29 protein-coding genes are annotated in these 14,698 nt (G+C 61.1%); 1 reads left to right on the top strand and 28 read right to left on the bottom strand.

What is annotated here, in order from left to right:
- Positions 1-27: 27 nt before the first annotated feature.
- Entirely contained in the window at positions 28-291 is a 264-nt protein-coding gene (gene rpsT, locus V6D91_RS08015; RefSeq protein ID WP_347319364.1) for a 30S ribosomal protein S20, read from the top strand.
- A 145-nt stretch (positions 292-436) separates the two neighbouring features.
- Here the strand turns inward: rpsT and rplQ are convergent, their stop codons facing one another.
- The 28 genes from rplQ to tuf form a co-directional block, all read right to left on the bottom strand.
- On the bottom strand, positions 437-820 hold the full coding sequence (rplQ, locus tag V6D91_RS08010; RefSeq protein WP_347319362.1) for a 50S ribosomal protein L17: 384 nt from the start codon (positions 818-820) through the stop codon (positions 437-439).
- A 32-nt stretch (positions 821-852) separates the two neighbouring features.
- Positions 853-1,854, bottom strand: a complete 1,002-nt coding sequence (gene rpoA, locus V6D91_RS08005; protein WP_347319360.1) for a DNA-directed RNA polymerase subunit alpha — start codon at positions 1,852-1,854, stop codon at positions 853-855.
- 17 nt (positions 1,855-1,871) lie between these two features.
- Positions 1,872-2,501: a 30S ribosomal protein S4 gene (gene rpsD / locus V6D91_RS08000; protein ID WP_347319358.1), complete on the bottom strand. Its 630-nt coding sequence runs from the start codon at positions 2,499-2,501 to the stop codon at positions 1,872-1,874.
- Between the two features lie 14 nt (positions 2,502-2,515).
- The gene (gene rpsK / locus V6D91_RS07995; RefSeq protein ID WP_347319356.1) at positions 2,516-2,905 is read right to left on the bottom strand and encodes a 30S ribosomal protein S11; all 390 of its coding nucleotides are present in this window, start codon (positions 2,903-2,905) and stop codon (positions 2,516-2,518) included.
- A 37-nt stretch (positions 2,906-2,942) separates the two neighbouring features.
- Entirely contained in the window at positions 2,943-3,299 is a 357-nt protein-coding gene (gene rpsM / locus V6D91_RS07990) for a 30S ribosomal protein S13 (RefSeq protein WP_347319355.1), read from the bottom strand.
- 83 nt (positions 3,300-3,382) lie between these two features.
- Positions 3,383-4,729, bottom strand: coding sequence for a preprotein translocase subunit SecY (gene secY / locus V6D91_RS07985; RefSeq protein WP_347319353.1), 1,347 nt, complete (start codon positions 4,727-4,729; stop codon positions 3,383-3,385).
- Between the two features lie 3 nt (positions 4,730-4,732).
- The gene (gene rplO, locus V6D91_RS07980) at positions 4,733-5,161 is read right to left on the bottom strand and encodes a 50S ribosomal protein L15 (RefSeq protein WP_347319351.1); all 429 of its coding nucleotides are present in this window, start codon (positions 5,159-5,161) and stop codon (positions 4,733-4,735) included.
- Position 5,162: 1 nt separating this feature from the next.
- Positions 5,163-5,351, bottom strand: coding sequence for a 50S ribosomal protein L30 (rpmD, locus tag V6D91_RS07975; protein ID WP_347319349.1), 189 nt, complete (start codon positions 5,349-5,351; stop codon positions 5,163-5,165).
- A 4-nt stretch (positions 5,352-5,355) separates the two neighbouring features.
- Positions 5,356-5,862 carry a 30S ribosomal protein S5 gene (rpsE, locus tag V6D91_RS07970; RefSeq protein WP_347319347.1) on the bottom strand — a complete coding sequence of 169 codons (507 nt, stop codon included), beginning with the start codon at positions 5,860-5,862 and terminating at the stop codon, positions 5,356-5,358.
- Positions 5,863-5,873: 11 nt separating this feature from the next.
- Positions 5,874-6,230 carry a 50S ribosomal protein L18 gene (gene rplR, locus V6D91_RS07965; RefSeq protein ID WP_347319346.1) on the bottom strand — a complete coding sequence of 119 codons (357 nt, stop codon included), beginning with the start codon at positions 6,228-6,230 and terminating at the stop codon, positions 5,874-5,876.
- Positions 6,231-6,239: 9 nt separating this feature from the next.
- Positions 6,240-6,773, bottom strand: a complete 534-nt coding sequence (gene rplF / locus V6D91_RS07960) for a 50S ribosomal protein L6 (RefSeq protein ID WP_347319344.1) — start codon at positions 6,771-6,773, stop codon at positions 6,240-6,242.
- A gap of 19 nt (positions 6,774-6,792) precedes the next feature.
- Positions 6,793-7,185 carry a 30S ribosomal protein S8 gene (gene rpsH, locus V6D91_RS07955; RefSeq protein ID WP_347319342.1) on the bottom strand — a complete coding sequence of 131 codons (393 nt, stop codon included), beginning with the start codon at positions 7,183-7,185 and terminating at the stop codon, positions 6,793-6,795.
- Between the two features lie 16 nt (positions 7,186-7,201).
- Positions 7,202-7,507 carry a 30S ribosomal protein S14 gene (rpsN, locus tag V6D91_RS07950; RefSeq protein ID WP_347319340.1) on the bottom strand — a complete coding sequence of 102 codons (306 nt, stop codon included), beginning with the start codon at positions 7,505-7,507 and terminating at the stop codon, positions 7,202-7,204.
- Positions 7,508-7,517: 10 nt separating this feature from the next.
- Entirely contained in the window at positions 7,518-8,057 is a 540-nt protein-coding gene (rplE, locus tag V6D91_RS07945) for a 50S ribosomal protein L5 (protein WP_347319338.1), read from the bottom strand.
- A 10-nt stretch (positions 8,058-8,067) separates the two neighbouring features.
- Positions 8,068-8,385, bottom strand: a complete 318-nt coding sequence (gene rplX, locus V6D91_RS07940) for a 50S ribosomal protein L24 (protein WP_347319337.1) — start codon at positions 8,383-8,385, stop codon at positions 8,068-8,070.
- Positions 8,386-8,400: 15 nt separating this feature from the next.
- On the bottom strand, positions 8,401-8,769 hold the full coding sequence (rplN, locus tag V6D91_RS07935; protein WP_347319335.1) for a 50S ribosomal protein L14: 369 nt from the start codon (positions 8,767-8,769) through the stop codon (positions 8,401-8,403).
- A gap of 10 nt (positions 8,770-8,779) precedes the next feature.
- Entirely contained in the window at positions 8,780-9,040 is a 261-nt protein-coding gene (rpsQ, locus tag V6D91_RS07930; protein WP_347319334.1) for a 30S ribosomal protein S17, read from the bottom strand.
- 2 nt (positions 9,041-9,042) lie between these two features.
- Positions 9,043-9,234 (bottom strand): 50S ribosomal protein L29, encoded by a 192-nt coding sequence (rpmC, locus tag V6D91_RS07925; RefSeq protein WP_347319333.1) that lies wholly within the window; start codon positions 9,232-9,234, stop codon positions 9,043-9,045.
- On the bottom strand, positions 9,234-9,647 hold the full coding sequence (gene rplP, locus V6D91_RS07920) for a 50S ribosomal protein L16 (RefSeq protein ID WP_347319332.1): 414 nt from the start codon (positions 9,645-9,647) through the stop codon (positions 9,234-9,236). The genes rpmC and rplP overlap by 1 nt, the downstream gene beginning before the upstream one ends.
- A 14-nt stretch (positions 9,648-9,661) precedes the next feature.
- Positions 9,662-10,336 carry a 30S ribosomal protein S3 gene (rpsC, locus tag V6D91_RS07915; protein WP_347319331.1) on the bottom strand — a complete coding sequence of 225 codons (675 nt, stop codon included), beginning with the start codon at positions 10,334-10,336 and terminating at the stop codon, positions 9,662-9,664.
- Between the two features lie 13 nt (positions 10,337-10,349).
- The gene (gene rplV / locus V6D91_RS07910; RefSeq protein WP_347319330.1) at positions 10,350-10,682 is read right to left on the bottom strand and encodes a 50S ribosomal protein L22; all 333 of its coding nucleotides are present in this window, start codon (positions 10,680-10,682) and stop codon (positions 10,350-10,352) included.
- Positions 10,683-10,693: 11 nt separating this feature from the next.
- Entirely contained in the window at positions 10,694-10,969 is a 276-nt protein-coding gene (rpsS, locus tag V6D91_RS07905) for a 30S ribosomal protein S19 (protein ID WP_347319329.1), read from the bottom strand.
- A 15-nt stretch (positions 10,970-10,984) separates the two neighbouring features.
- Positions 10,985-11,809: a 50S ribosomal protein L2 gene (gene rplB, locus V6D91_RS07900; protein WP_347319328.1), complete on the bottom strand. Its 825-nt coding sequence runs from the start codon at positions 11,807-11,809 to the stop codon at positions 10,985-10,987.
- 20 nt (positions 11,810-11,829) lie between these two features.
- Positions 11,830-12,126, bottom strand: a complete 297-nt coding sequence (rplW, locus tag V6D91_RS07895) for a 50S ribosomal protein L23 (RefSeq protein ID WP_347319327.1) — start codon at positions 12,124-12,126, stop codon at positions 11,830-11,832.
- Positions 12,123-12,728: a 50S ribosomal protein L4 gene (rplD, locus tag V6D91_RS07890; protein ID WP_347319325.1), complete on the bottom strand. Its 606-nt coding sequence runs from the start codon at positions 12,726-12,728 to the stop codon at positions 12,123-12,125. Before rplD ends, rplW begins: the two co-directional genes overlap by 4 nt.
- A complete protein-coding gene (gene rplC, locus V6D91_RS07885) occupies positions 12,728-13,378 on the bottom strand; it encodes a 50S ribosomal protein L3 (RefSeq protein ID WP_347319323.1) in 651 nt (216 codons plus the stop codon). Before rplC ends, rplD begins: the two co-directional genes overlap by 1 nt.
- Before the next feature lie 136 nt (positions 13,379-13,514).
- A complete protein-coding gene (rpsJ, locus tag V6D91_RS07880; protein WP_347319321.1) occupies positions 13,515-13,826 on the bottom strand; it encodes a 30S ribosomal protein S10 in 312 nt (103 codons plus the stop codon).
- A 6-nt stretch (positions 13,827-13,832) separates the two neighbouring features.
- Positions 13,833-14,698, bottom strand: an 866-nt coding sequence (tuf, locus tag V6D91_RS07875; RefSeq protein ID WP_347319319.1) for an elongation factor Tu, incomplete at its 5' end; no start/stop codon positions are given.

Genomic DNA, 14,698 nt, shown 5'->3' with positions numbered 1-14,698 from the left:
CAATCCCGAATTCTTAGGAGAGCCCCCGTGGCCAACAACGCATCAGCCAAGAAGCGCATTCGTCAAAATGAGAAGAATCGCGCCCGCAACGTCGCCTTGCGCTCGCGGGTTCGCACCTTCATTAAGAAGACCCTGAAGGCGATCTGGAGCGGCGACAAGGCCGCCGCCCAAGCCGCTTACAAGGAAGCCCAGCCGGTCATCGACAGCATGGTGAACAAGGGCATCCTGCACAAGAACACCGCAGCGCGCGCGAAGAGCCGCCTGAACAGCAACATCAAGGCCATGGCCTGATCGAGCTGTAAGCGCACATGAAGAAACCGGCCTCTGGCCGGTTTTTTTATGCCTGCCGACTCCCCAAGACCAAACGCAAAAAAAGCCGGGAATACCCGGCTTTCTTATACTCAGGCCTCAGCAAGCGGAGGCCGAGAGCGATGGATTACTCAGCAGCAGCCTCAGCCGCAACCGGACGATCAACAAGCTCGACGTAGGCCATCGGGGCATTGTCGCCAGCGCGGAAACCACACTTGAGGATGCGGATGTAACCACCCGGGCGGCTCTTGAAGCGCGGCCCCAGGTCGGTGAACAGCTTGCCGACCACGTCGTTGTCACGGGTGCGGGCAAACGCCAGGCGGCGGTTGGCAACGCTGTCTGCCTTGGCCAGGGTGATCAGCGGCTCGGCGATGCGACGCAGCTCCTTGGCCTTGGGCAGGGTGGTACGGATGACCTCGTGCTTGAACAGCGAGTTGGTCATGTTGCGCAGCATGAGGTTGCGATGCTCGGCATCGCGGCTCAGCTGACGACCAATATTACGGTGACGCATTATCGTATTCCTTCAGCAGACTTCCGCCCTGATCAGGCGGACTTGTCGGAGAGGTTTTGGAGTTCGGCCGGCGGCCAGTTTTCCAGCTTCACACCGAGAGAAAGACCATGCTTGGCGAGCACGTCCTTGATCTCGGTCAGAGACTTCTTGCCCAGATTCGGGGTCTTGAGCAGTTCGATCTCGGTACGCTGGATCAGGTCACCGATGAAATAGATGTTCTCGGCCTTCAGGCAGTTCGCAGAACGAACGGTCAGCTCGAGGTCATCGACCGGACGCAGAAGGACCGGATCGATGCCGCTCTCGCGCACCGCGGGGCGCTCGACACTCTCGGCCTTCAGGTCGATGAAGACGGCCAGCTGGTCCTGCAGGATACCCGCCGCCTTGCGGATCGCATCTTCAGGCGAGACTGCCCCGTTGGTCTCGATGTCGAGCACCAGGGAGTCGAGGTCGGTGCGCTGCTCAACACGGGCACGCTCGACGGCATAGGCCACCTTGCGCACCGGCGAGAAGGATGCGTCGACACGCAGACGACCGATGGAGGCAGTCTCCTCACCTTCGGAGCGACGCTGAGAGGCCGGGACATAACCACGGCCACGCTCGACCCGCAGGGTCATGTTGAGCGCCCCCTCCTTGTTCAGATGGGCAATCACATGATCCGGATTCAGGATCTCGATCGCAGCATCTCCCTTGAGATCGGCCGCGGTGACCACGCCAGGACCCTGCTTGCGCACGCTGAGGGTGGCCTCATCGCGGCCATGCAGCGCAATGGACAACCCCTTGAGGTTGAGAAGGATCTCGATGACGTCTTCCTGAACCCCTTCGAGCGCGGTGTACTCGTGTACGACACCTTCGATCTCGACTTCCGTGACCGCAGCACCCGGAATCGAAGACAGCAGGATGCGGCGCAGGGCGTTGCCCAACGTATGGCCGAAACCACGCTCCAGGGGCTCCAGCACAACCCGCGCCTGGCGCGGGCTGTGGGCTTGCACCTGGATTGTGCGCGGCTTCAACAGTTCGTTCATTTTGTCCTGCATGAGGCTGGACCCCAGGATTACTTGGAATAAAGCTCGACTACCAGCGACTCGTTGATGTCGGCAGGCAGGTCGGCACGGTCAGGAAGACGCTTGAAGACACCCTCAAACTTAGAGGCGTCGACAGTCATCCACTCCGGGGCACCGCCACGCTGGGCAGCGATCTCGATGGAGTCCTGGATACGCTGCTGCTTGCGCGCCTTTTCACGCACCGCAATGACATCCTCAGGACGGACCTGATAGGACGGCACGTTGACCGCCTGACCATTGACGGAGATCGCCTTGTGGCTTACCAGCTGACGCGCTTCGGCGCGGGTGGCTGCAAAGCCCATGCGATAGACGACATTGTCGAGGCGCGATTCAAGGAGACGCAGCAGATTTTCACCCGTGGAGCCCTTCAGACCCGAGGCCTTCTTGTAGTAGTTGCGGAACTGACGCTCCAGCACACCGTAGATACGGCGAAGCTTCTGCTTCTCACGCAGCTGCAGGGCGTAGTCGGACATCTTCGGACGGCGGGCGGCAGCACCATGCATGCCGGGCGCACGATCCAGATGACACTTGCTGTCCAGCGCGCGAACGCCGGACTTGAGGAACAGATCCGTGCCTTCGCGACGGCTCAGTTTGCACTTGGGACCGATATAACGTGCCATTGATCAATACTCCATCACACGCGACGGCGCTTGGGGGGACGGCAGCCGTTGTGGGGGATCGGGGTAACATCAGTGATGCTGCCGATCTTGTAACCCACGTTGTTCAGGGCGCGCACCGCGGACTCGCGACCCGGCCCCGGCCCCTTGACGAGGACATCCAGGTTCTTCAGGCCGTAGGCCTTGGCGGCCTCGCCCGCACGCTCCGCAGCGACCTGAGCCGCGAACGGGGTGCTCTTACGGGAGCCACGGAAGCCGGAGCCACCGGAGGTCGCCCAGGACAGGGTGTTACCCTGACGATCCGTGATGGTGATGATGGTGTTATTGAACGACGCGTGAACGTGAGCCAGACCGTCAGTGACGACCTTCTTCACCTTCTTGCGCGACTGAGCCGATGCTTTAGCCATGTAATCCTACTCTGTGATCAGAAGTATTCAGCCCGGATCACTTCTTGACCGGGCGACGCGGGCCCTTACGGGTACGCGCATTGGTCTTGGTACGCTGACCGCGCACCGGAAGACCGCGACGATGACGCAGACCACGATAGCACCCCATGTCCATCAAACGCTTGATGCTCATGGAGACTTCGCGGCGCAGGTCACCTTCAACGGTGAACTTTGCCACCTCGGCGCGCAGGGCCTCGACCTCGGCTTCCGCCAGATCGCGAACCTTTGCCTCGGGACGCACGCCCGCCTTGGCACAGATCTCTTTGGCGCGGGTGGGACCGATGCCATAGATCGAGGTCAGTGCAATGACAGTGTGCTTGTTCACCGGAATGTTAATACCAGCGATACGTGCCATGATTTTTCCCCCAGGAAAAACGGGAAGCGCGGGAGTATAGTCGCCGCGCCTCATTAATTCAATAGGTTAAGTTAAGTCTGCCGTCAGCGGCCGCCGAGCCCACCCAGCCCGCGCAAGTGAGCCTTGCGCATCAACCCCTCATACTGATGAGACATGAGGTGGGCCTGAACCTGGGCCATGAAATCCATCAGCACCACGACGATGATCAGCAGGGACGTGCCACCGAAGTAGAACGGGACATTCCAGTACAGGATCAGGAACTCCGGCAGGAGACAGACGAGGGTGATATAGATAGCACCCCAGAAGGTCAGCCGGGTCAGCACGCCGTCGATGTAACGGGCTGTGTGCTCGCCAGGGCGGATGCCAGGGACGAATGCCCCCGAACGCTTCAGGTTGTCTGCAGTCTCACGCGCATTGAAGACCAGCGCGGTGTAGAAGAAGGCAAAGAACATGATCGCCGCAGCATAGAGCATCACGTACAGGGGCTGGCCAGGTGACAGTGTGGACGCAATGTCCTTCAGCCACCCCATGCCCTCGGAGCGCCCGAACCAGTCACCCAGCGTGGCCGGGAACAGGATGATGCTCGAGGCGAAGATCGGCGGAATGACGCCAGCCATGTTCAGCTTGAGCGGCAGGTGGGACGTTTGACCACCGACCATCTGCCCCCCCTGCTGCCGCTTGGCGTAGTTGACCGTGATCCGGCGCTGGCCGCGCTCGACGAAGATCACGAAGCCCGTCACCACAACGGCCATCGCCACCAACAGGAAAAGAACCAAAAGGTTCATTTCGCCGGTGCGCACCAACTCGAAGGTGCCGCCAATCGCGGAAGGAAGACCGGCTACGATACCCGCGAAGATGATCAGCGAAATACCGTTACCGATACCCCGCTCGGTGATCTGCTCCCCCAGCCAAACCAGCAGCATGGTGCCGGTGACCAGGGTCACTGTCGCGGTCACGAGGAAGCCATAGCCGGGATTGATGACCAGCCCCTGGCCATTCACCTGCTGTCCCTGAAGCGCAATGGCAACGCCAATGGCCTGGAACAGCGCCAAGACCAAGGTGCCGTAGCGGGTGTACTGGGTGATCTTGCGACGCCCTGCATCTCCCTCTTTCTTCAACTGCTCGAGGCGCGGCACGACAACGGTGAGCAACTGCACAATGATGGAGGCCGAGATATACGGCATCACACCGAGTGCAAAGATGGACATCCGTGAAAGCGCGCCCCCCGAGAACATGTTGAACATGTCCAGAATGGACCCGCGCGCCTGGTCAAACAACGCTTCCATGACATGGACATCAATGCCCGGCAGGGAAATGAAGGTTCCGATGCGGAACACGACCAGTGCGCCCAGGACGAAAAAAATGCGCTGGCGGAGCTCGGTAAGCTTACCGGCTCCAGCCAGCGCAGTGATGCCTGCGGTTCGCGACACGTGTTACTCCACCCGACCACCAGCGGCGGTGATGGCCTCAACGGCGCCCTTCGTCGCCTTGATGCCCTTCAGGGTCACAGCCTTAGCGATGGAGCCAGACAGCACGACCTTGACGTAGAGAACATCACGGCGAACGAGACCGGCTGCCTTCAGAGACTCCAGCGTCACCTCATCACCAGCGACCTTGTTCAGGGCGGAGAGCGGAAGCTCGGCGCTGACCAGGGACTTCTGGGTGATGAAACCGACCTTCGGCAGACGACGCTGCATCGGCATCTGGCCACCCTCGAAACCGGTCTTGAAATGACCGGTACGGGAATGCTGGCCCTTGTGACCCCGGCCACCCGTCTTGCCAAGGCCGGAACCGATGCCACGACCGAGACGGCGCGGTGCCTTCTTGCTGCCCTCTGCGGGCTTGAGATCATTCAGGCGCATGTCACACGGCCTCCACGCTCAGAAGGTAAGAAACCTTGTTGATCATGCCGCGGTTCTCAGGCGTGTCGATCACTTCGACCGTCTGATGCATGCGACGCAGTCCAAGGCCGCGCACGCAGGCCTTGTGGGCCTCCAGGCGACCGGCGACGCTCTTGACGAGCGTGACCTTGAGTTTGGCTTTCTCGCTCATGACATTATCCCAGGATATCTTCCACGCGCTTGCCGCGCTTGGCAGCCACGCGCTCGGGCGAGCCCATCTGGCGCAGGCCATTGATGGTCGCACGGATCATGTTCATCTGGTTGCGGGTGCCCACGCACTTGGCCAGGACGTTACGCACGCCCACAGCCTCGAACACGGCACGCATCGCACCACCAGCGATCAGGCCGGTACCATCACTGGCCGGCTTCATGAACACGTTCGCCGCGCCGTGACGCCCCTTGGTCTCGTGCTGCAGGGTGCCATCGTTCAGGGCGACATCGAACATGTTGCGACGCGCCTTCTCCAGCGACTTCTGAATTGCGGCCGGCACTTCGCGCGCCTTGCCGTAACCAAAGCCCACGCGCCCGTTGCCATCACCGACCACGGTAAGCGCCGTGAAGGAGAAAATACGACCACCCTTGACCGTCTTGGATACACGATTGACGGCGACGAGCTTCTCGATCATGCCGTCCGTGGCGGTGTTTTCGGCTTCAACCTTCATCGTCATGCCTCTTAGAACTGCAGACCGTGCTCACGCGCGGCTTCAGCCAGCGCCTTGACACGACCATGATATTTGAAACCCGAGCGATCGAAGGCGACCTTCTCGACACCCGCGGCCTTGGCCTTCTCGGCGATGGCACGCCCCACCGCAGTGGCTGCATCCACATTGCCGGTGTAATTCACGGCCTTGCGGATATCCCCAGCGACGGTGGAGGCGCTTGCCACCACACTCGAACCATCAGCCGCGATGATCTGGGCGTAGATATGGCGCGGGGTGCGATAGATGCAAAGGCGCGGCATCCCGAGCTCGCTGATTTTTGCGCGGGTGCGGCGTGCACGGCGCAAGCGTTGTTCTTTCTTGGCGTTCATGCTGGCACCTTACTTCTTCTTCGCTTCCTTACGCAGGATGGTTTCATCCGCGTACTTGACACCCTTGCCCTTGTAGGGCTCCGGCGGACGGAAACCACGGATCTCCGCAGCGACCTGGCCCACGGCCTGCTTGTCGATGCCGCGCACGATGATCTCGGTCTGCGACGGAGTCTCGGCGGTGACGCCGGCCGGGAGCTGGTAGTTGATCGGGTGCGAGTAGCCGAGGGCGAGGTTCAGCACGTTGCCTTGCGCCTGGGCGCGGTAGCCCACGCCCACCAGCTGAAGGCGACGCTCGAAGCCAGCGCTTACGCCGGTCACCATGTTCTGTGCAATCGCGCGCATGGTTCCCGCAAGGGCGTTGGAAGCCGCGGCCTCATTCGCAGGGGCGAACTGGATAACACCGTCGTTCAGCTCGACCTTGACTTGCGGGTTGATGCTGAGGTCTTGGGCACCTTTCGGGCCCTTTACGCGCAGCACCTGACCATCCAGCACCACCTCGACACCTTTGGGCACTGTGATAGGTTGTTTAGCGACTCGGGACATTGCTTGTTACCTAAATGACTTAGCTTACGGTGCAGAGCACCTCGCCACCATGACCACCGGCGCGGGCGGCACGATCGGTCATGACGCCTTTGGAGGTGGAGATGATGGCGACACCCAGGCCACCCAGGACCTTGGGCAGCTCATTGGCGCCACGGAAGATGCGCAGGCCGGGACGGCTGACACGCTGAATGGCATCGATGACCGGTCGGCCTTCGAAGTATTTCAGCTTGATGGTCAGCACCGGGCGGACATCGCCGCTGACCTGGAAGTCAGCGATGTAGCCCTCGTCCTTCAGCACCTGGCAGATCGCCAGCTTGAGCTTGGAGGACGGCATGCTTACCTCGGCCTTGCGCGCCGCCTGACCATTGCGCACGCGGGTCAGCATATCGGCGATCGGATCGTTCATGCTCATGTATTAGCTCTCCGGATTACCAGCTGGCCTTGCGCAGGCCGGGAACTTCGCCACGCATGGCGTGTTCGCGCAGCTTGTTGCGGGCGAGGCCGAACTTGCGGTAGACACCCTTCGGACGACCGGTCACCTCGCAGCGGTTGCGCAGGCGGCACTTGCTGGAGTCGCGCGGAAGCGCGCTCAGCTTGGCCATGGCGGCCATGCGATCTTCGAACGAGGTCGACTCGTCGGCGATGATTTTCTTCAGCTCGGCACGCTTGGCGGCGTATTTATTAACCAGCTGTTGACGCTTTTTCTCGCGCATCAGCATAGAAGTCTTTGCCATCGTTCAACCCTCAGCGACGGAACGGGAATTCGAAAGCCTCGAGCAGCGCACGGGCATGATCATCCGAACGCGCGGAGGTGGTGATGGTGATGTCCATCCCGCGCAGGGCATCGATCTTGTCGTAATCGATTTCCGGGAAGATGATCTGCTCGCGCACGCCCATGCTGTAGTTGCCGCGACCGTCGAAGGACTTCGGGTTCAGACCGCGGAAGTCACGGATGCGGGGGGTGGCGATGGAGATCAGGCGATCGAGGAATTCGTACATGCGCTCGCGGCGCAGCGTCACCTTGACGCCGAGCGGCATGCCCTCACGCAGCTTGAACCCTGCGATGGACTTGCGTGCATAGGTCACCACCGGCTTCTGGCCGGTGATGGCGGCAAGCTCGGCGACCGCGTTTTCGATCACTTTCTTGTCGCGCGCGGATTCACCCAGGCCCATATTGAGCGTGATTTTCTCCAGGCGCGGAACAGCCATGACGTTGGTGATACCCAGCTTCTCCTGAAGCTGCTTCACAACGGTCTGGCGGTAGTAGTCTTGAAGTCTGGCCATGGGGCGCACCTTATGCGTCAACGACTTCGCCGTTGGACTTGAAGAAACGGACCTTGCGGCCGTCGTCCAGCGTACGGAAGCCCACCCGGTCCCCTTTTTGGGTCGCGGGATTAAACAGCATCACATTGGAAATATCAATTGGCATCTCTTTCTCGACGATGCCGCCGGGGATGCCGACCATCGGGTTGGGTTTCTGGTGCTTTTTCACCAGGTTGATGCCCTGCACGACGATGCGGTTGTCCGCCCCCACCTTGAGGACGGTACCGCGACGGCCCTTGTCCTTGCCGGTGATGACGATGATTTCGTCACCTTTGCGAATCTTATTCATCTATCGCCACCCCGCTCAGAGCACTTCAGGCGCCAGGGACACGATCTTCATGAACTTCTCACCACGCAGTTCGCGGGTGACCGGTCCGAAGATACGGGTGCCGATGGGCTCGAGCTTGTTGTTCAGCAGTACGGCGGCATTGCCGTCAAAGCGGATGACGGAACCGTCGGGACGGCGCACGCCCTTGGCGGTACGCACGACGACGGCGTTGTACACGTCACCCTTCTTGACCTTGCCACGCGGGATCGCGTCCTTGACGCTCACCTTGATGATGTCGCCCACGCCAGCATAACGGCGGTGGGAGCCACCGATCACCTTGATACACTGCACTTTCTTGGCGCCGCTGTTGTCAGCAGCATCCAGCACGGTTTGCATCTGAATCATGGATCTATCCTCAACCTGCGGTCGCGCGTTCGATCACGCGCACCAGGTTCCATGCCTTGGTCTTGGAGACCGGACGGCACTCGACGATCTCCACCTTGTCACCCGTGCGGCACTCGTTGTTCTCGTCGTGCACGTGCAGCTTGGTGGAACGGGTCATGTACTTGCCGTAGATCGGGTGCTTGACACGACGCTCGATCAGGACAGTGATGGACTTGTCCATCTTGTCGCTTACGACGGTTCCCGTGAGGGTTCGCTTGGTATTTTCGGTCATGATCAACCCTCCGCCTTCTCGCCGAGCACCATCTTGATGCGCGCGATGTCGCGACGCACCTGGCGCACCTGGTGAGGCTTGACGGCCTGGGAAAGGCCCGCCTGCATGCGCAGATTGAATTGCTCCTTGCGCAGCGCGAGGAGTTCCTGATTCAGCTCGTCCACAGACTTGCCACGAAGTTCTTTAACATTCATCACATCACCGTCCGGGTCACAAAGGTGGTCTTGACCGGGAGCTTGGCGGCGGCCAGGCTGAAGGCCTCGCGCGCGATCTCCTCGGTCACACCTTCGATTTCGTACAGCATCTTGCCGGGCTGGATCTTCGCCACCCAGTACTCGACGCTCCCCTTGCCCTTACCCATACGCACCTCGAGCGGCTTCTGGGTGATCGGGGTGTCCGGGAACACGCGAATCCACAGCTTGCCGCCACGCTTCACGCGGCGGGTGATGGCACGACGAGCGGCCTCAATCTGACGGGAGGTCAGGTTGCCGCGCTCGATGGACTTCAGACCGAACTCGCCGAAGCTGACTTCGTTGCCGTTCTGCGCCAGGCCGCGGTTCTTGCCCTTGAATTGCTTACGGAATTTGGTTCGTTTTGGCATCAACATGGCTTAAACCTCAATCAGCCCTTGGCCTTCTTGGCTGCGGCCGCGTCCTGGACGCCAAAGACCTCGCCCTTGTAGACCAGCACCTTCACGCCGATCACACCATAGGTGGTCTTCGCCTCGGCGAAGCCGTAGTCGATATCGGCACGCAGGGTGTGCAGCGGCACGCGCCCTTCGCGCATCCACTCGGTACGCGCGATCTCCGCGCCCCCCAGACGGCCGGACATGATGATCTTGATGCCCTGGGCGCCAAGACGCATGGTGTTCTGCGCAGCACGCTTCATCGCGCGACGGAACATGATGCGCTTCTCGAGCTGCTGGGTGATGCTCTCGGCCACCAGCTGAGCGTCCATCTCCGGCTTGCGGATCTCTTCGACGTTGACCTTCACATTGGCGACGTCCAGACCCAGCATCGGGGCGACTTCGGCGCGCAGGCGCTCGATGTCCTCACCCTTCTTGCCAATCACGATCCCCGGACGGGCAGTGTGAATGGTAATGAAGGCGGAACGTGCCGGACGCTCGATCTGGATCTTGCTCACGGAGGCGTGGGCAAGCTTCTTCTTGAGGTAGTCACGGACCTTGATGTCGTTGTTGAGATACTTCGGAAACGACTTGCTGTCAGCGAACCAGGTGGATGTCCACTGCGTGGATACGCCGAGACGGAACCCCGTCGGATGTACTTTCTGACCCATAACGAGTACTCCCTTATTTCTCGGCGACCGTCACACGGATGTGACTGGTGCGCTTCACGATGCGGTTGGCACGACCCTTGGCACGGGCGTGCAGACGCTTCATCACGGGACCTTCATCAACGCAGATGGCGGCGACGCGCAGGGCGTCGACATCGGCACCGGCATTGTGTTCGGCATTGGCAATGGCGGACTCGATCACCTTGCGCACCAGGCCAGCGGCCTTCTTGTTGGTGAACTTGAGGATCTGCAGCGCCTCGGCGACATGCTTGCCACGCACCAGGTCCGCCACCAGGCGGGCCTTTTGGGGCGACACATGCGCATATTTGTGTACGGCATAAGCTTGCATCACATCACCCCTTAGCGCTTGGCCTTCTTGTCCGCCACGTGGCCCTTGAAGGTACGCGTGGGGGAGAACTCACCGAGCTTGTGGCCCACCATCTGCTCGGTCACCAGGACCGGCACATGCTGCTTGCCGTTGTGTACGGCAATGGTCAGACCCACCATGTTCGGCAGAATCATGGAGCGACGGGACCAGGTTTTAATGGGACGCTTGTTGCCCGACTGGACGGCGTCCTCAACCTTCTTGAAAAGGTGGTGGTCCACGAAGGGACCTTTTTTCAATGAACGCGGCACCTTGGAATCCCTCGATTACTTCGTGCGGCGACGCACGATGAACTTGTCAGTACGCTTGTTGTTGCGCGTCTTGTAACCCTTGGTCGGAATACCCCACGGGGTGACCGGATGACGGCCACCGGAGGTACGGCCCTCACCACCGCCGTGCGGGTGATCGACCGGGTTCATGACCACGCCACGGACGGTCGGGCGCACACCCAGCCAACGCTTGGCACCCGCCTTACCGTAGTTACGCAGGTTGTGCTCGTGGTTGCTCACTTCGCCCAGGGTGGCGCGGCACTCGACGTGCACTTTGCGCATCTCACCGGAACGCAGGCGCAGGGTGGCGTAGCTGCCCTCACGCGCGACTAGCTGGGCCGATGCACCGGCGCTGCGGGCCAGCTGGGCGCCACGGCCCGGCTTGAGCTCGATGGCGTGCACGGTGGAACCGACCGGCATGTTGCGCAGCGGCATGCAATTGCCCGGCTTGATCGGCGCATCGACACCGGAGGCGACCGCATCACCCACGCTCACACCTTTCGGCGCAAGAATGTAACGACGCTCACCGTCGGCATACTTCAGCAGCGCGATGTGCGCCGTACGGTTGGGATCGTGCTCCAGACGCTCGACGACCGCGGGAATACCGTCCTTGTCGCGCTTGAAGTCGATGATCCGGTACTGCTGCTTGTGGCCACCGCCGATGTGACGGGTGGTGATGCGACCGAAGTGGTTACGACCGCCGGTCTTGGTCTTTTTCTCCACCAGGGCGGCCCAGGGGGCCCCTTTCCACAGGTGGGACTTGTCGATCATCACCGCGCCACGACGGCCCGGCGATGTCGGTTTTGCTTTCTTGAGTGCCATGACTTTCGAACCTCGCAAGCTTAGGCGCCAACGCCGTAATCAATGGTCTGACCGGCAGCCAGCTTCACGTAGGCCTTTTTCCAGGCCTTGCGGGAGCCTTCCTTGAAACGGAAGCGCTTGCGCTTGGGCTTGACGTTGACCACACGGACCTGCTCGACAGTGACCTTGAACAGGGTTTCAACGGCCTGCTTGATCTCCGGCTTGGTTGCATCAGTGGCAACCTTGAAGACGTGCTGGCCGGCAACGGCGTTCACCAGGGAAGCCTTTTCGGTCACGTGCGGGGCACGCAGGACCTGCAGGATGCGCTCAGCATTCATGACAGCCACTCCTCAACCATCTTCAGTGCGCCCACGGTGATGACCACCTGATCCGAGCCCACCAGGCTCACAGGATCAAGCGCACTCGGATCCAGCACACCCACGTCACCCAGGTTGCGGGCAGCGAGGTACAGGTTTTCGCTCACGACCTCCGGAACCAGCAGGGTGACGCCCTTCAGGCCCATACCCTGGAGCATGGAGGCAACAAGCTTGGTCTTCGGCGCCTCGACGTCGATCGCATCAACCACAACCAGACGCCCCTGGCGCACCAGCTCGGAGAAAATCGAGCTCATCGCCGCGCGATAGGCCTTGCGGTTGATCTTCTGCTCGTAATCACGCGGCTGGGCCGCAAAGGCGCGGCCACCGGTACGCCAGATCGGAGTACGGGTCGAGCCGTGACGCGCACGACCGGTGCCCTTCTGGCGCCACGGCTTAACGTTGCCGCCACGCACTTCGGCACGGGTTTTCTGCGCCTTGGTGCCGGCGCGAGCAGCCGCCATGTAGGCCACGACCGCCTGATGCACCAGACCCTCGTTGAAGTCACGGGCGAAGACGCCATCAGCGACCTGAACGGAGCCACCATTCTGAAGTTTGATCTCCATTACTTCGCCCCTTTCGCCTTGATGGACGGACGCACGATCAGATCGCCACCGTCTGAGCCCGGAACCGCCCCCTTGACCAACAGGAGACCACGCTCGACATCCACACGAACCACAGTCAGATTCTGCGCAGTGACGCGCTCATCACCCATGTGCCCCGCCATGCGCTTGTTCTTCCACACACGACCCGGGGTCTGGCGCTGACCGATGGAACCCGGCACACGGTGCGAACGGGAGTTACCATGGGTGGCATCCTGGGTACGGAAGTTGTGACGCTTCACCGTACCGGCAAAACCTTTACCAATACTGGTACCCGTGACATCCACAGCCTGCCCGGCCGCGAACAGATCGACGGAGATCTCGGCCCCCGGGGCGTACTGGGACAGCACATCCGAATCGACGCGAAACTCCCACAAACCGCGACCAGCCTCGACGCCCGCCTTGGCAAAGTGCCCGGCAGCGGCGCTGGTCACGCGGGTCGCGCGACGAACACCAGTGGTGACCTGAAGGGCGGTGTAGCCATCGTTTTCGATGGTCTTCACCTGGGTCACACGGTTGGGTGCCACCTCGATCACGGTGACGGGGACGGACACGCCCGCATCATCAAAGACGCGGGTCATGCCGACCTTACGACCGACAACACCTAGCGACATGTTTTTTTCCTCGTTACAGCGCCGATTACGATTGACCGGCGCCAAGCCAAAATTCATGCAACAAAAAATGCATCGACCCGGAGGGGCTTAACCCTCCAGGTCGAGCGAGTCGCGCACTATAACAGAGTTTTTTCTGTTAGTTAAGCTTGATCTGTACGTCCACGCCCGCAGCAAGATCCAGCTTCATCAGTGCATCGACCGTCTTGTCGGTCGGATCCACGATTTCCAGCAGGCGCTTGTGCGTCAGCAGTTCGTACTGGTCACGCGCATCCTTGTTGACGTGCGGGGAGACAAGGACCGTGAAGCGCTCGGTCTTAGTGGGAAGGGGGATCGGCCCCTTCACACGCGCACCGCTACGCTTGGCGGAATCCACAATCTCGCTGGCCGAACGATCGATCAGGCGATGATCGAACGACTTCAGACGGATACGGATGGTCTGCTTCGCCATGCTCAATTACTCGATGATCTTGGAGACAACGCCGGCGCCGACGGTACGGCCACCTTCGCGGATCGCGAAACGCAGGCCTTCTTCCATGGCGATCGGGTTGATCAGGGTGACGGTCATGGCCACGTTGTCACCCGGCATCACCATCTCAACCCCTTCCGGCAGCTGCACCGCACCGGTCACGTCGGTGGTACGGAAGTAGAACTGCGGACGGTAGTTGTTGAAGAACGGGGTGTGACGACCACCTTCGTCCTTGCTCAGCACGTACACTTCACACTCGAACTTGGTGTGCGGCTTGACGCTGCCCGGCTTGCACAGCACCTGGCCGCGCTCGACTTCGTCGCGCTTGGTGCCGCGCAGCAGCAGACCGACGTTGTCGCCCGCCTGACCCTGGTCCAGCAGCTTGCGGAACATTTCAACGCCGGTGACGGTGGTCTTGACGGTCGGACGAATACCGACGATCTCGACTTCTTCACCGACCTTGATCACACCGCGCTCGATACGACCAGTGACCACGGTGCCGCGACCGGAGATGGAGAAGACGTCTTCCACCGGCATCAGGAAGGCACCATCCACCGCACGCTCCGGCTCGGGGATGTAGGTGTCCAGAGCTTCCAGCAGGCGCAGAACGGACTTCACGCCGATCTCGGACTGGTCGCCCTCGAGGGCCTTCAGTGCAGAGCCCACGATGATCGGAGTGTCGTCGCCCGGGAAGTCGTAGCTGGACAGCAGGTCGCGGATTTCCATCTCCACCAGCTCGAGCAGCTCGGGGTCGTCCACCATGTCGGCCTTGTTCAGGAAGACGACGATGTAGGGTACGCCCACCTGACGGGACAGCAGGATGTGCTCACGGGTCTGCGGCATCGGGCCGTCCG

Origin of the sequence: Thiofaba sp. EF100 (genome assembly GCF_039822285.1) — a bacterium.
Classification (GTDB): Bacteria; Pseudomonadota; Gammaproteobacteria; order Halothiobacillales; family Halothiobacillaceae; genus Thiofaba.
Note: the sequence above shows the minus strand (reverse complement) of the source record. Positions and strands in the feature narration are given on the sequence as shown.

What these genes read in the sequence shown, in the direction of transcription:
- rpsN (WP_347319340.1), bottom strand. Translation starts at nt 7,507, where the DNA reads ATGGCAAAGACTTCTATGCTGATGCGCGAGAAAAAGCGTCAACAGCTG.
- rpsC (WP_347319331.1), bottom strand. Translation starts at nt 10,336, where the DNA reads ATGGGTCAGAAAGTACATCCGACGGGGTTCCGTCTCGGCGTATCCACG.
- rpsM (WP_347319355.1), bottom strand. Translation starts at nt 3,299, where the DNA reads ATGGCACGTATCGCTGGTATTAACATTCCGGTGAACAAGCACACTGTC.
- rplR (WP_347319346.1), bottom strand. Translation starts at nt 6,230, where the DNA reads ATGAACGCCAAGAAAGAACAACGCTTGCGCCGTGCACGCCGCACCCGC.
- rpsH (WP_347319342.1), bottom strand. Translation starts at nt 7,185, where the DNA reads ATGAGCATGAACGATCCGATCGCCGATATGCTGACCCGCGTGCGCAAT.
- rpsK (WP_347319356.1), bottom strand. Translation starts at nt 2,905, where the DNA reads ATGGCTAAAGCATCGGCTCAGTCGCGCAAGAAGGTGAAGAAGGTCGTC.
- rplD (WP_347319325.1), bottom strand. Translation starts at nt 12,728, where the DNA reads ATGGAGATCAAACTTCAGAATGGTGGCTCCGTTCAGGTCGCTGATGGC.
- rpsJ (WP_347319321.1), bottom strand. Translation starts at nt 13,826, where the DNA reads ATGGCGAAGCAGACCATCCGTATCCGTCTGAAGTCGTTCGATCATCGC.
- rplE (WP_347319338.1), bottom strand. Translation starts at nt 8,057, where the DNA reads ATGGCCAGACTTCAAGACTACTACCGCCAGACCGTTGTGAAGCAGCTT.
- rplQ (WP_347319362.1), bottom strand. Translation starts at nt 820, where the DNA reads ATGCGTCACCGTAATATTGGTCGTCAGCTGAGCCGCGATGCCGAGCAT.
- rplO (WP_347319351.1), bottom strand. Translation starts at nt 5,161, where the DNA reads ATGCGCCTGAATGATCTCAAGCCCGCAGAGGGCAGCAAGAAGGCACCG.
- rplV (WP_347319330.1), bottom strand. Translation starts at nt 10,682, where the DNA reads ATGCAAGCTTATGCCGTACACAAATATGCGCATGTGTCGCCCCAAAAG.
- rpmD (WP_347319349.1), bottom strand. Translation starts at nt 5,351, where the DNA reads ATGAGCGAGAAAGCCAAACTCAAGGTCACGCTCGTCAAGAGCGTCGCC.
- rplX (WP_347319337.1), bottom strand. Translation starts at nt 8,385, where the DNA reads ATGAATAAGATTCGCAAAGGTGACGAAATCATCGTCATCACCGGCAAG.
- rplW (WP_347319327.1), bottom strand. Translation starts at nt 12,126, where the DNA reads ATGAATGCTGAGCGCATCCTGCAGGTCCTGCGTGCCCCGCACGTGACC.
- rplC (WP_347319323.1), bottom strand. Translation starts at nt 13,378, where the DNA reads ATGTCGCTAGGTGTTGTCGGTCGTAAGGTCGGCATGACCCGCGTCTTT.
- rpoA (WP_347319360.1), bottom strand. Translation starts at nt 1,854, where the DNA reads ATGCAGGACAAAATGAACGAACTGTTGAAGCCGCGCACAATCCAGGTG.
- rpsD (WP_347319358.1), bottom strand. Translation starts at nt 2,501, where the DNA reads ATGGCACGTTATATCGGTCCCAAGTGCAAACTGAGCCGTCGCGAAGGC.
- rpsE (WP_347319347.1), bottom strand. Translation starts at nt 5,862, where the DNA reads ATGAAGGTTGAAGCCGAAAACACCGCCACGGACGGCATGATCGAGAAG.
- rpmC (WP_347319333.1), bottom strand. Translation starts at nt 9,234, where the DNA reads ATGAATGTTAAAGAACTTCGTGGCAAGTCTGTGGACGAGCTGAATCAG.
- rplF (WP_347319344.1), bottom strand. Translation starts at nt 6,773, where the DNA reads ATGTCCCGAGTCGCTAAACAACCTATCACAGTGCCCAAAGGTGTCGAG.
- rplB (WP_347319328.1), bottom strand. Translation starts at nt 11,809, where the DNA reads ATGGCACTCAAGAAAGCAAAACCGACATCGCCGGGCCGTCGTGGCGCG.
- rplP (WP_347319332.1), bottom strand. Translation starts at nt 9,647, where the DNA reads ATGTTGATGCCAAAACGAACCAAATTCCGTAAGCAATTCAAGGGCAAG.
- rpsQ (WP_347319334.1), bottom strand. Translation starts at nt 9,040, where the DNA reads ATGACCGAAAATACCAAGCGAACCCTCACGGGAACCGTCGTAAGCGAC.
- rplN (WP_347319335.1), bottom strand. Translation starts at nt 8,769, where the DNA reads ATGATTCAGATGCAAACCGTGCTGGATGCTGCTGACAACAGCGGCGCC.